9 protein-coding genes are annotated in these 13,308 nt (G+C 73.0%); 4 read left to right on the top strand and 5 right to left on the bottom strand.

The annotated features are described in order from the left end of the window. Positions 1-34 precede the first annotated feature (34 nt). Entirely contained in the window at positions 35-2,020 is a 1,986-nt protein-coding gene (locus ACIPUC_RS04275) for a heavy metal translocating P-type ATPase (RefSeq protein ID WP_446586652.1), read from the top strand. Positions 2,021-2,085: 65 nt separating this feature from the next. Here ACIPUC_RS04275 and ACIPUC_RS04270 read toward each other — a convergent pair whose 3' ends face one another. The 4 genes from ACIPUC_RS04270 to ACIPUC_RS04255 form a co-directional block, all read right to left on the bottom strand. Further along, the gene (locus ACIPUC_RS04270; protein ID WP_446586651.1) at positions 2,086-3,258 is read right to left on the bottom strand and encodes a GTP-binding protein; all 1,173 of its coding nucleotides are present in this window, start codon (positions 3,256-3,258) and stop codon (positions 2,086-2,088) included. A gap of 5 nt (positions 3,259-3,263) precedes the next feature. Beyond that, positions 3,264-3,434, bottom strand: a complete 171-nt coding sequence (gene rpmF / locus ACIPUC_RS04265) for a 50S ribosomal protein L32 (protein ID WP_446586650.1) — start codon at positions 3,432-3,434, stop codon at positions 3,264-3,266. Between the two features lie 91 nt (positions 3,435-3,525). Beyond that, complete coding sequence (locus ACIPUC_RS04260; RefSeq protein WP_446586649.1) at positions 3,526-5,913, bottom strand: polysaccharide lyase 8 family protein; 2,388 nt, start codon at positions 5,911-5,913, stop codon at positions 3,526-3,528. A gap of 238 nt (positions 5,914-6,151) precedes the next feature. Next, positions 6,152-7,408 carry a Gfo/Idh/MocA family protein gene (locus tag ACIPUC_RS04255; protein ID WP_446586648.1) on the bottom strand — a complete coding sequence of 419 codons (1,257 nt, stop codon included), beginning with the start codon at positions 7,406-7,408 and terminating at the stop codon, positions 6,152-6,154. 328 nt (positions 7,409-7,736) lie between these two features. Between ACIPUC_RS04255 and ACIPUC_RS04250 the strand changes: the two genes are divergently transcribed. Genes ACIPUC_RS04250 through ACIPUC_RS04240 form a run of 3 tightly spaced genes read left to right on the top strand, consistent with a single transcriptional unit; the run spans position 7,737 to position 11,720 of the window. Continuing rightward, on the top strand, positions 7,737-8,567 hold the full coding sequence (locus ACIPUC_RS04250; protein WP_446586647.1) for an ABC transporter ATP-binding protein: 831 nt from the start codon (positions 7,737-7,739) through the stop codon (positions 8,565-8,567). A gap of 34 nt (positions 8,568-8,601) precedes the next feature. Continuing rightward, on the top strand, positions 8,602-9,612 hold the full coding sequence (locus ACIPUC_RS04245) for an ABC transporter substrate-binding protein (protein WP_446586646.1): 1,011 nt from the start codon (positions 8,602-8,604) through the stop codon (positions 9,610-9,612). Next, entirely contained in the window at positions 9,612-11,720 is a 2,109-nt protein-coding gene (locus ACIPUC_RS04240) for an iron ABC transporter permease (protein ID WP_446586645.1), read from the top strand. The genes ACIPUC_RS04245 and ACIPUC_RS04240 overlap by 1 nt, the downstream gene beginning before the upstream one ends. Here ACIPUC_RS04240 and ACIPUC_RS04235 read toward each other — a convergent pair. Further along, the gene (locus tag ACIPUC_RS04235) at positions 11,708-13,270 is read right to left on the bottom strand and encodes an MFS transporter (protein WP_446586644.1); all 1,563 of its coding nucleotides are present in this window, start codon (positions 13,268-13,270) and stop codon (positions 11,708-11,710) included. The two genes, ACIPUC_RS04240 and ACIPUC_RS04235, sit on opposite strands and share 13 nt — an antisense overlap. Positions 13,271-13,308 lie beyond the last annotated feature (38 nt).

Raw genomic sequence — 13,308 nt, 5'->3', positions numbered from 1 at the left:
AGCCGTCCCCTGGCCCGCGAAGGGTTGTCCCGTCATGCCACCAGTCCTGCTCCAGCGTCCCGAACGCGCGCCGTCGGCCGCCTCCCCGGCGGTTCCGCGGCGCCGTACGCGCGTGTTCGCACTGGCGGAGGCCCGCTGGGCCGCGGCCGCCCTGCTGCTCTTCCTGACCGCCCTGCCGCTCCAGCTGACCGGAGCCCCGGCGTGGGCGTGGGGTCCGCTGTACGCCGCCGCGTACGCCACCGGCGGCTGGGAGCCGGCCTGGGCCGGGCTGCGGGCGCTGCGGGACAAGACCCTGGACGTGGACCTGCTGATGATCGTCGCCGCGATCGGGGCGGCATCGATCGGGCAGGTGAGGGACGGCGCGCTGCTGATCGTCATCTTCGCCACCTCCGGCGCCCTGGAGGCACTGGCCACCGCCCGCACCCAGGACGCGGTGCGCGCTCTGCTCGACCTCGCCCCGGCCACCGCCACCCGGCTGACCGGCGACGGCCGTGAGGAGACGGTCGCCATCGAGGACCTCGTGGTCGGCGACATCCTCCTGGTCCGCCCCGGAGAGCGGATCGGTGCCGACGGGCGGGTCCTGGAAGGGTCCGGCGAGGTGGACCAGGCCACCATCACCGGCGAGCCGCTGCCGGTGGCGAAGGAGGCCGGGGACGAGGTGTTCGCCGGCACCCTCAACGGCACCGGGGCCCTGCGGGTGGCCGTCGAGCGCGACGCCTCCGATTCCGTGATCGCCCGGATCGTCGCGATGGTCGAGGAAGCCTCCGGGACCAAGGCGCCGACCCAGTTGTTCATCGAGAAGGTCGAACAGCGCTACTCCGTCGGCATGGTCGTCGTCACGCCGGCCGTCTTCCTCGTCCCGCTCGCGTTCGGCGCGGACCTCACCGGCTCCCTGCTGCGGGCCATGACCTTCATGATCGTCGCCTCGCCGTGCGCCGTGGTGCTGGCCACCATGCCGCCGCTGCTGTCGGCCATCGCCAACGCCGGGCGCCACGGCATCCTGGTGAAGTCCGCCGTCGTGATGGAACGCCTCGGCCAGGTCGACGCCGTCGCACTCGACAAGACCGGCACCCTCACGGAAGGCACCCCCCGCGTCACCGACGTCCGGCCGCTGCCGGGCGCCGGACTGACCGAGGACGCCCTGCTCGCCCTGGCGGCCGCCGCCGAACGCCCCAGCGAACACCCCCTCGCCCGCGCCGTCACCGGCGCGGCCCGCGAACGCCGCCTGCACCTGGCCGCCGCCACCGACTTCGGCTCCGTCCCCGGATCGGGCGTGACGGCCACCGTGAACGGACACGTCATCACCGCCGGAGCACCGGCCCGGCTGCTGGAGCGCTCCCCGCACTGCGCCGCCACGGCGGACGCCGCCGAGGTGGCGGGCGAACTGGAGGGCAGCGGCCGTACCGCCGTCCTCGTCCAGCGCGACGGGGTCCCCGTCGGCGTGCTGGGGCTCGCCGACCGGCCGCGCCCCGACGCGGCAGCCGCCGTCACGGCCCTGCGCACCCTGACCGGCGCGGCGCCGGTGCTGCTGACCGGAGACAACCCGCGCGCCGCGGGCCGCCTCGCCGCGGAGCTCGGCATCACCGACGTCCGCGCCGGGCTGCTGCCGCAGGACAAGGTCAGCGCGGTCCGGGAACAGCAGGCGGCCGGACGCCGGGTGCTCGTCGTCGGCGACGGCGTCAACGACGCCCCGGCGCTGGCCGCCGCCCACACGGGCATCGCCATGGGCCGCGCCGGATCCGACCTCGCCCTGGAAACCGCCGACGCCGTCGTCGTCCGCGACGAGCTGGCCGCCGTACCGGCCGTGATCGCGCTCTCCCGCGCCGCGCGCCGCCTGGTGGTGCAGAACCTGGTCGTCGCCGGGGTGTTCATCTCCGTCCTGGTCGTCTGGGACCTGGTCGGACACCTGCCGCTGCCACTGGGCGTGCTGGGCCACGAGGGGTCGACCGTCATCGTCGGCCTCAACGGCCTGCGCCTGCTGCGCGACGCCGCGTGGACCCGGGCCGCCGCGGCGGCCTGACGGTCTGACGGCCGGTACCGGGCCGGGCGGTGCCGTGGCTGCGACCACCGCCCGGCCCGGAGTGTTCAGGCCTGCGGCACCGGTTCCAGGTGCTCGTGCTCGCAGGCGTCGTCGATCCCGTAGGTGTCCCAGGCCGGGAACGGGTCGCCCGGCGGCAGGGTCTCCCCGTCGGCCATCAGGCAGCCGGCCAGGGCCGCCTGCAGGGCCTCGGAGCGCAATCCGGTCCCGATGAAGACCAGTTCCTGGCCCTGGGCGGTGTCCGCGTCGCGGGCACCGGAGGGTTCGAAACGGGCCACGGAGCCCGCCTGCGACCACAGGCCGGTCACGTGCGGACGGCTGGCCATCCAGAAGAACCCCTTGGAGCGCAGGATCCGCCCGTACGTTCCGCTGTCGAGCCCCTTGGTGACGAAGTTCCACAGCCGCCCCGGGTGGAAGGACAGCGCGGAGCGGAAGACGGTCGAGGAGATGCCGTACTCCTCGGTCTCCGGCACGTGGTCGCCGTTGAGCTCCCTCGCCCAGCCCGGGGCCTGCTGGGCGCGCTCCAGGTCGAAGAGGCCCGTCCCGAGCACCTCGCGAAGCTCCACGCGTCCGCGGGTGGCGGGCACGATCGTGGCGACGGGGTTGAGACGGGTGAGCGCGGCCCGGAGCCGGCCCGCGCTCCGTTCGTCGACGAGGTCGAGCTTGTTGAGCACGATGACGTCGGCGAACTCGATCTGGTCCATCAGCAGGTCGCTGACGGTGCGCTCGTCGTCCTCGAACGGGGCGAGCCCGCGCTCGGCCAGGCCGTCCCCGCCGGCGAGTTCCGGCAGGAAGTTCGCGGCGTCGACGACGGTCACCATGGTGTCGAGCCGGGCGAGGTCGCCGAGGGTGGCGCCGTCGTCCCGGGGGAAGGCGAACGTGGCCGCGACGGGCATCGGTTCGGAGATGCCGCTGGACTCGATGAGCAGGTAGTCGAAGCGGCCCTCGCGGGCGAGCCGGTCGACCTCCTCCAGCAGGTCGTCGCGCAGGGTGCAGCAGATGCACCCGTTGGTCATCTCGACCAGGCGTTCCTCGGTACGGGACAGGGCCGCCCCGCCGCCCCGCACGAGGGCGGCGTCGATGTTGATCTCGCTCATGTCGTTGACGATCACCGCGACGCGCAGGCCCTCGCGGTTGCTCAGGACGTGATTGAGCAGGGTGGTCTTTCCCGCACCGAGGAAGCCGGACAGGACGGTGACGGGCAGCCCGTCGTGCGCCACGGCGGTCAGCCCTCGGGACGCAGCAGGCCGCGCTGGTAGGCCTTGGCCAGGCGCTGCGGCACGAGGTACACGGAGCCGTCAACGGTGACCGGGGCCAGCTGCGGGGTGGCGGCCTTCCACTGGGCGCGGCGGTGGCGGGTGTTGCTGCGGGACATCTTCCGCTTGGGAACGGCCATGGGTACCTCCTGGGGTGAGTGGGAGCGACTCCGCCGGACGGTATATGAAAATGGATCCCATTATCAACCCACCCCTTTGCGGGGCCCCTGCTCAGCCGAGCCGGACGGTGGTCTTCTGGGTGGCTCCCGCCCGGCCGGTGAGGTCCGCGAACGTGAGGGTGAGCGCGGAGCCGGTGGTGGCCGAGACGACCGTGGCCGGCTTGGAGAGCACGGACGCCACCGGACGGTTCCACGTGACCGTGAGGTCCGTCTGCATCCGCATCGGGTCCGAGACGCAGACGGTGGCCGTGCCGTCGCCGTGCTCCCGTACCAGGACGCAGGCGGGCTTGTCCGCGCTGAGCGCGCCGACCGTCCCGGCGAACCAGAAGTTGACGGCCGTGACGCCGAGCGAGGCGACCTCGACGCCCTGGCGGCCGTTGTCGTTGGCCAGGACGGTCAGCCAGCCGGAATCGGCGGCCCGGGCGGCGGTGGCGGCCGTCCCCGCGCCGGGCATCAGGATGTAGGAGCAGGCGGCGTCCACCGGGTCGACGCCGTGGTCGAACCAGAGCGTCACGTACCGGCGGGTGATCGGGTCCGTGGTGCCGCCGGTGTTGATGTCGCGCCAGGAACCGGTGCGCGCCTCGCGCCGCGCCGTCACCGTGGCACCGCCGGGGAACACGTACCCCCCGTGTCCCGCTATCTGCGCCCAGCCGGCGCCGGTGAAGGTCGCCGACCAGCCGAGGGCGGTGGACTGGGCGGCGCCGTCCACCGTGAGGGCCTGCGTGCCGGTGGCCCCGAGGTTGCGGTTCTCGACCACGGTCTCGACCGCGGCGCCGTCGGTGCTCCGCACGGCGCCCGCCAGGCAGACGATCGAATCGGCCAGGCAGAACCAGGACTTCTTGGCGTACAGCGTGCTGGACAGCCCGCGGACGAACTGGCCCAGGGAGGCGAACTCCCCGTCCGTGGCGCCGCCGACCCAGTTGACGTCCGGCCTCGGCAGCCCCCAGGCGCCGCCCTCGGCGTCGGCGAGCACCTTGCGGGAGACGGTGGTCCCCGGCAGCCGGTACGGGTCCACGGTCGGCCAGAAGGCGTCGGTGTACTGGCCGTTGCCGTACGTGTTCCCCCACCACTGGAGCATCCCGGCCCCGGCGTGCCAGCCGCGGAGGTTCTCCCCGTTGCCCGTCTCGTAGAGGCCCATCCTCTTCGAGGCCATGCTGATCGAAGCCGCCCAGCCGGGCCGGCGGTGGACGGCCCGGTCCATGCTCGGGAACAGCCGGTGGGCCGTCGGCTCGGCCAGGGCGGTGACAGCGCTGTCGTCCTGCACGGCCTTGAGCCTGGCCAGTGCCGCGACGCTCAGGTCGGTGTCGCCGAGCACGGGGCTGTAGTAGTCCCGCTGCATCCAGCCCTTCACCAGTCCGCGCCAGCGCTGGTTCTCCGCGCTGCTCGCGGCGCTGCCCAGCAGGGCGATCGAGGCGAGCACGCCGTGGCCGCGGCCGTGGTCGCCGCCCTGGAACCCGTACGGGGTGCTCCTCGGGTTGCCCCGGCTGGTGGCGCGCCCGGACACCGCGTCCATCATCAGGCCGTTGTAGAGGAAGGGCGCGTAGGACTTCTCCACCGAGTCGAGGACCAGCTGCCGCTTCGGGTCGGTGACCGCCCACGTCGAGCCGCTGAGCAGGGAGAAGAGCCCCGCCAGGCCGCCGAGCAGCACCGCACCGTAGGAGCCGGTGTAGGAGAGGTGGGTGTGCTGGACGAAGGAGCCGTCCGCGTAGAAGCCGTCTCCGGTCGTGACGAGGGGGAACACGGGGGAGAGGGCGTCGCGGGCCAGCGCGACCTTGGCCGCGTTCCTGCCGAGGACGCCGCGAAGGGCCAGTGAGCGGCACAGGTCCACCCGGTTGGCGCCGGTGCTGGTGCCGGTGTAGCTGCCGACCGAGGAGTCGGGGACGAAGCGGTCGACGGCCGCGAGGTGGTTGGCGAGCCGGCCGGCGCCGAGCTGGTCGTGGAGGAGCACGCTGATGTCCAGCAGGAGTTGCGGGGAACCGATCTGGAAGTCCCACCAGTTGCCGAACTGGCTCTTCGCCGGGTGGTAGACCTGCTGGTACAGGTGGTCGAGACCGGTCGTGATCTGGGCGAGCAGCGGGGCGCTGCCGGTCAGCCCGGTGCCCGGCTGGGCGTACGCCTGGGCCATGGTGGCCAGTCGGGCGTAACTGCCGGTCATCGAGGCCGAGATGGTCAGGGGCAGGTCCGGCCAGAGCGAGCCGCTGACGGCGGCCATGGTCGAGCGGTGTTCGGAAGCCTGCGTGCCCAGCAGGGCCAGCTTCCCGGCGAAGGGGTCGGCGGCCGGGTCGAATCCGCTGCCCAGGAGCATCCCGCGCCATGTGAGACGGAGCGTGTCGTATTCATCGGCCGCGGCGGATGCGGCTGCGGTACCGGTCGGCGATAGGGCGCCGACCGAGGAGATGCCGGCGATGAGGAAGGAACGGCGGGACCATGGACTGGACATGGAGCCTCCAGAACTGGGGCGCGGCCGGATCGCCGGAGGGCGGGCCGTGCCGTGCGCAGGTCTGCGCGCAGCAGGAGGCGACCGCTCGGCGGTGAGGCGGTGACACGCGGGGGAGCGGGGTGGGAGGGGGCGCCCGCTGACCGGTTTCTAGCATGCGCGCGAAATATCGTTCAAGAGGCGCGTAAGGATGGGCCGTTCACACAACTGCGTGATCGTATGGATCGATCGATCCCAACGCTCACATCCGGATGTCCACGACGGTGTGGTCCCGCCGGGCGCGTTCGGCGGCCAGCACGGTCAGATGGCTGGTGAGGGACTCGTACGGGCCGGACTTCACCAGGCGGGGGTCACCGGTGGCGACGGCGGAGACGAAGGCGTCCATCAGGCCCGCGTCGCCGCCCCCGTGACCGCCGGCGGCGTCCGTCGCTCCTTCCGGTCCGAAGCCGATGGCCTCCTCCCTGCGGGTCAGGAAGTCGTAGAGCCGTAGCCGCCTGCCGTCCCCCCTCAGCTCGCCGCGCGTTCCGAAGATTCGGGTCTGGCGGTCCGCGTGCTCGGTGAAGGCGGTCATGGTGAACGTGGCCGTGGCCCCGGAGTCGAACTCCATGGCGACCACCTGGTGGTCGACCACGTCGTTGTCGCAGGCGTACACGCAGCGCCCGTACGGTCCTTCGCGCAGCGCGGTCTCCAGGGCGTGCGGGGTGAACTCGTCGATCACGACGCTCAGCGGCCAGCCGTGCCGGCCTCCGGCGAGCCGGTCGCCGTAGTCGCGGGGGGCGGAGTAGGGGCAGGTGTTCTCCACGGAGCAGTCCAGACACCGGTCGGCGGCGCCCGCCGGCCTGGCCTCGGGCCGGAAGTGGGAGAGGCGTCCGAAGCTGGAGACGCGCACGGGCGGCCGGCCGAGCACGTACTGCAGCCAGTCCAGGTCGTGGCAGGACTTCGCCATCAGCATGGTGGTGGCCTGGTCCTCGCGGCGCCAGTTGCCGCGCACGAAGGAGTGGGCCTGGTGCCAGAAGCCGACCGGCTCGAGGTGCTGGACGCTGACGACGTCTCCGATCCGTCCGGAGTCGAGGACGCGTTTCAGCGCCTGCGTGTAGGGGGTGTACCGCAGGACGTGGCCGACGGAGAGGATCACCCCGGCCTCCTCGACGGCTGCCACGATGCGCCGGCACTCCTCCTCGGTCAGCGCCATCGGCTTCTCGAGCAGGATGTGGCAGCCGAGTGCGGCGAACGCCAGGACCGGCTCCAGGTGGTCGCGGTCCAGCGTGCAGATCAGCACCGCGTCCGCGACGCGGCCGCGGGCGGCCAGAGCCCGCCAGTCGTCCACCGCCGCACCGGAGTCCAGGCCGTGAGCGGCTGCGAGCCGGCTGCGCCGGAGCTCGCGCGGCTCGGCCACCGCGACGACCCGGGCGCGCTCGGGATGGGCGAGGGCCCAGGCCGCGTGAGCGGTTCCGCGGTCCCCGGCACCGACGACGGCAAGAGTGACTCCGGAGGGCATCCGTCCCGCTTTCCCTGAGTAGGGGTGTGTGGGCACCCCTGCGCGGGGATGCCCGGGGCGCGAGGCTAGCGATCGCGGATCACCGGGCACAAGACGCCCCGACCCCGGGTGTCGTGCGGTGCGCGGCCAACCGGTTGGAAGGGCGCGGAAATTGACGGATGATCAGGCCGAGTCTGTGCAAGGGGGAGTGCGCGCGAGAAGGGGGGCGCGTGGTGGTGCGAACGATCTCGACCTGATCACAAGCCGCGCAAACCCTGTCCGTTGCTTTAGGTGTGCCTTACCTAAGTTATAAGGTGGCGCCGACAAGCCGGCGATGGGGAGGCATGTGGTGTCCTTAGGTGACGTCCGTCTGGTGGCGGACGCTCTCGACGTCGGGCATGCGGGTCGCCCGGTGCTGAAACAGGTGGATCTGTCGCTGCGGGCCGGCGCGATCACCGTATTGGTCGGTCCCAACGGCTGTGGCAAGTCCACCCTGTTGCGGACCGTGGCAGGCCTCCTCCCGCCCATCGGCGGTGAGGTGCGCATCGACGGCGTGCCGCTCCGTTCGCTGGCCCGTCGTGCGCTGTCCCAGCGTCTGGCGTTCCTTCCCCAGACCTCGCACGCCCCCGCCGGGGTGACGGTACGAGAGCTCGTGCGCCACGGCCGGTACGCCCATCGGGGCGCGCTCGCCCGGCACACCGGCGAGGACGCCGAATCCATCGAGTGGGCCCTCGAGGTCACCGACGCGGCCCCGCTGGTGGACCGCCGCCTCGACGAGCTCTCCGGCGGCGAGCGCCAACGGGCCTGGCTGGCCATGGTGCTGGCGCAGCGGGCAGGCGTCCTGCTGCTCGACGAGCCCACCACCTACCTCGACATGCGCCACCAGTTCGAGGTCCTCGACGTCGTGCGCCGGCTGGCCCGCGAGCACGGCATCGCCTGCGGCGTGGTGCTGCACGACCTGATGCAGGCGGCGGCGTACGCCGACGAGGTCGTCGTCGTCGCCGACGGCGCCGTCGCGGCCTCCGGCGTACCGGACGCGGTGCTGACCCCGGACGTCATCCACGACGCCTTCGGCCTGCGCGTCACCGTCGTACGCGATCCGCGCAGCGGATACCTCGCCTGTTTCCCCCGGCGCTCCGACGAGGCCGCCGCGGCCGCCGGGTCCAGCGCCACTTCCTGAAGCAGAACCACCCCGCACACAAGGAGAGTTCGCCATGCAGAGGATTCTGCGCGCCCTCGCGACGACCGGTACCGCCGCCGCACTCGCACTGTCCGTCGCAGCCTGCGGTTCCGGAACCGCCGGGGACGCGGCGGGCGGCAAGCCCGCCGCCGACAAGCCGGCCGCGGACAAGGGAGCGACCGGCAAGATCACCGTGGACACGGCACAGGGGCAGATCACCCTGGACAAGCCCGCGGTGAAGGTGGTGACGCTGGAGTGGACGTACACCGAGGAACTGGTCGCGCTCGGCGTCACCCCGGTGGGCAACGCCGACAGCAAGGGGTACGGCACCTGGATCACCGCGAAGGGCGCCGCTCTCGCGGAAGGCACCACGGACGTCGGCAGCCGCAACGAGCCGAGCCTGGAGAAGATCCGGGCCCTGCAGCCCGACCTCATCGTGATCGACGACGACCGGTCGAAGGCCAACCTCAAGGCGCTCCAGGGCATCGCCCCGGTCGTGTCGTTCAAGTACACCACCAAGCCGCAGCTCGAGACGATGAAGAAGAACTTCACCGAGCTCGCGAAGGCGGTGGGCAAGCAGGACAAGGCGGCCGAGGTCAACCGGCAGATCGACGCCAAGGCCGCCGACCTCAAGGCCCGCCTCGACAAGGCGGGCAAGGGCGGCCTGAAGTACGCCGTCGCACAGGGCTTCACCGCCAACGGCACCGCGTCGATCCGGATGCTCACCGATGACGCCATCGCCCCCCAGGTACTGAACCTCGCGGGGCTGAAGAACGGCTGGAAGGGCGAACCCGACGCCTGGGGCATGACCACGGTCGGCGTCGAGGGCCTGACCAAGACCGAGCCGGACGCGACCTTCCTCTACGTCGCCAGCGCGAAGGACAACCCGTTCACCGGCGACCTCGCCTCCAACGCGGTGTGGAAGGGGCTGGAGTTCGTGAAGAACGACCGGGTCCTCCCGCTCGACCCCGGCACCTGGCTCTTCGGCGGCCCGCTCTCGGCGCTGCACATCCTCGACGAGACCGGCAAGGCCCTGAAGGTCTGATGACGCTCTCCGCCCGTCTGCCCGCCCGGCCGTCCGGCCGTCTATCCGGCCGCTTACCCGGCCGGCTGTCCGGCGACCGCCCACGAGCCGTGCTCGTGGGCGGCGCCCTCACGATCACCCTGTGCCTGGTCACCGTGGTCCACCTCGGTCTCGGCGCCTCCGGCGTGGACATCGGCGACTTCGCGGCCATGCTCGCCGGCCACGGCGATCCGCACACCCGCGACATCCTGGTCGGCAGCCGGCTGCCGCGCACACTGACCGGTCTGGTCGTCGGCGTCGCGCTCGGCGTCTCCGGCGTCCTCGTCCAGGGGGCGACCCGCAATCCGCTGGCCGCCCCCGACACCCTGGGCGTCAACGCCGGCGCCTACTTCGCCGTGGTGCTGGTGGCGTTCACCGGCGTGAGCCTGGGCCCTCTGCCCGCCGGGGGCGCCGCCTTCCTCGGCGGCGTCCTCGCCATCGCCCTCGTCTACCTGCTCAGCAGCAGGGGCGTCCTCACCCCCGGACGGGTCCTGCTCGCCGGGGCGACCGTCGCCCTCGCCGGCACGGCGGCCGCCGAGTTCCTGCAGATGCTCGACCTCCAGGCCACCCGCGGACTGTTCTTCTGGGGCAACGGCACCCTGATGCAGTCCGGGCTGGAACGCCCGCTCACGCTCGGCGCGGTCGTCGCCCTGGGCGCGCTGGCCGCGCCGCTGCTGGCGCGCCCGCTCGACCTGCTGGCCCTGGGCGACGAGACGGCCGAGGCGATGGGCGTCCGCGTGGAGCGGATCCGTCCCGCCGCCTTCCTGATCGCCGTCCTGCTGTCCGCTTCGGCGGTGTCGCTGGCCGGCCCGATCGGCTTCGTCGGACTCATCGCACCGGTCATGGTGCGGCAGTTGGGCATCCGCAAGCACGCGCTGCTCATCCCGATGGCGGCCGTGCTGGCCGCCACCGTACTGCTGGCGGCCGACGCCGCCGCGCAGCTGGCCGTGCCGCCCTCCGCCGTCTACACCTCCGAGATCCCGGTCGGCGTGGTGACCGCGCTGATCGGCGGCCCGGTCTTCATGCTGCTCGCCCGCCGGGTGAGCACGGGCGACGCCGACACGGGTGCGGCGGTCGCGGTCTCGGACGGCCGCCGGACCCCCGCGTACACCCTCGCCATCGGGGGCGGGCTCATCGCGTTGGCCGTCGCGATGGTGCTGTCCCTGCGGGTCGGCGACGTGCACATCGGCTGGAGCCAGCTCGGCGCGGCGCTCTTCGGCTCCGCCGAGCAGATCACCGAGGCGGTGGTGTCGTACCGGCTGCCGCGGATCCTGGTGGCCGCCCTGGCCGGGGCCTGCCTGGCCGTGGCCGGCGCCGCCGTGCAGGCCGTCGTCCGCAACCCCCTCGCGGAACCGGGGCTGGTCGGCGTGACCGGCGGGGCCTCCCTCGGCGCCGTCTTCGTCATCCTCCTCGTGCCCTCGGCGCCGCTCGCCGCGCTCCCGGCCGCCGCGGGCATCGGAGGCGTGCTGATGCTCGCCCTCGTGGTCTTCGTGGCCCGGGGGAGCAGGGAAGGAGGTCGTACCGGACTGGATCCGACCCGCGTGGTGCTGGTCGGCCTCGGCGCAGCCGCCACCTCGATGGCACTGGTCAACATCATGGTGGTCGGCGCGCAGATGAACATCTCGGCCGCACTGGGCTGGCTGTCCGGCAGTACGTACGCCCGGGACCTCACCGCACTCGGCTGGCTCGTGCTGCCCGCGCTGGTCGCGACGGGGCTGGTGATCGCGGCCCGGCCGGTGAACCTGCTCGCCCTCGGCGACGAACTGCCGCGTGCGCTCGGCCTGGACCTGGGCCGGGCCCGGCTGCTCGTCCTGGGCGCGGGCGCCGTGCTGGCGTCCGGTACGGCCGCGGCGGTGGGCGCGGTGGGCTTCGTCGGACTGGTCGCCCCGCACCTGGCCCGGCGCATCGTCGGCAACAGCACGGCGCGGATGGTACCCATGGCCGCGGTGCTGGGTGCGGTCCTGGTGGTCGCCTCGGACGCGCTCGGCCGATGGCTGCTCGCCCCGACCGAGATCCCGGTGGGCATCGTGACGGCCCTGGTCGGTGCCCCGTACCTGGTGTGGCTGCTGCGCCGGACTCAGGAGGTCTGATTCAGCGGGCTCTGAGCGAGCGAGGACCGGCGGCGGCGCTTCGCGGCGCCGCCGCCGAGGGTTCGCGCCTCGGCCCTGAGCGTGCGGGCGGTGAACACGCCCAGCAGGCAGACGAGGGCCGAGGCCAGGCAGACGGCGCTGAAGGCACCGGAGAAGGCCGACCGGGCGAGGGGCCGCAGCGCCGGTTCGAGGAGCTCGAACCGCCCGGTCTCCACGGCCGTCCGTGCCGCTGCGAGGCCGTCCGGACCGGACTCCAGCCCTGTCTCCAGCCCCTTCGCCAGCGCCGTCTCCACCCGGGCGGAGAACAGCGCCCCGAAGACGGCGACACCCGCCGCGGTGCCGAGCGGGTAGCAGGAGTTGGTCAGCCCCGAGGCCATCCCGGCCCGCTCGGCGGGCACCGCCCCCACCGCCACGCCCATCAGCGGCGGGAAGATGACGGCGCCGCCCGCTCCGAGGAGCACGAGCCCGGCGACCGTGGCGGCCTGCCCGGCGTCCGCTCCCGAGGCGGCGGCGAGTGCGAGGAGGCCGAGCCCCTGGAGGGCGAAGCCCGCGGAGACCAGGACGTCGGGGGTGAAGATCCGCTGCAGCCGTGCGACGAACAGGCCGACCACGAGCAGACTGCCCGTCAGCGGCAGCAGGTACAGGCCGACTTCGAGCGCCGAGAACCCGTGGGCGCTCTGCAGCCACAGCGTGGTGAAGGCGAGGACGCCCAGGCTCGACATCCGGGCGAGGAACCCCATGACTGCGGCTCCGGAGAAGGCGCGGATCCGCAGTAGCGCCATGTCGATCAGCCCGCCCCCGCGCCGCTGGCTGACCACCAGGGCCACCGCGAGCAGGATGCCGAGGACGGCGGAGCCCAGTACCTCCGGCGCCGTCCAGCCCGCCTCCGGGCCCGTGACCAGCGGATAGTGCAGGGCCAGCAGGGCGCCGATACCGAGTGCCGCGCCCAGTGGATCGATGCGTCGGCGCGTTTCGGCCGGCGCGGCGGATTCCGGCATACGGACCAGGGCGCCGGCCACGACCAGTACGCCGATCGGCACATTGACGAGGAAGATCCACCGCCAGCCGAGTCCCTGGACGAAGACGCCGCCGACCACGGGCCCCAGCGCCCCCGCGGCGGAGGCGATGGCTGCGAAGGCCGCGATCGCCGCCTGGCGGCGGGCGCCCTCGTACGCGGCGGCCAGCAGGGCGAGCGTCGGTGCGAACACCATGGCGCCGCCGAGGCCCTGGGCCGCCCGGGCGGCGATCAGGACGCCGGCGTCGGGGGCCAGTCCGCAGCCGGCGGAAGCGAGGGTGAACAGCGCCATCCCGGCGGTGAACACCGCTCGCCGCCCGATTCGGTCGGAGAGGGCCCCCGCGGTGAGCAGCAGGGCGCCGAAGGCCAGCGAGTACGCGGACACCGTCCACTGCACCCGGCCGAGCCCGGCGTCCAGGTCCCGGGCGATGTCCGAGAGGGCGACATTGACCACGGTCACGTCCAGGGTCATCACCACGCCGCCGGCGCTGACCAGGGCGAACGTCCATCGGGGAGTGCGACGGCAGGAGGGCACCGCTGATCACCTCGAAGAAGAATCCCGGAAGAATAACG

This window comes from Streptomyces sp. LARHCF249 (assembly GCF_052871255.1).
Note: the sequence above shows the minus strand (reverse complement) of the source record. Positions and strands in the feature narration are given on the sequence as shown.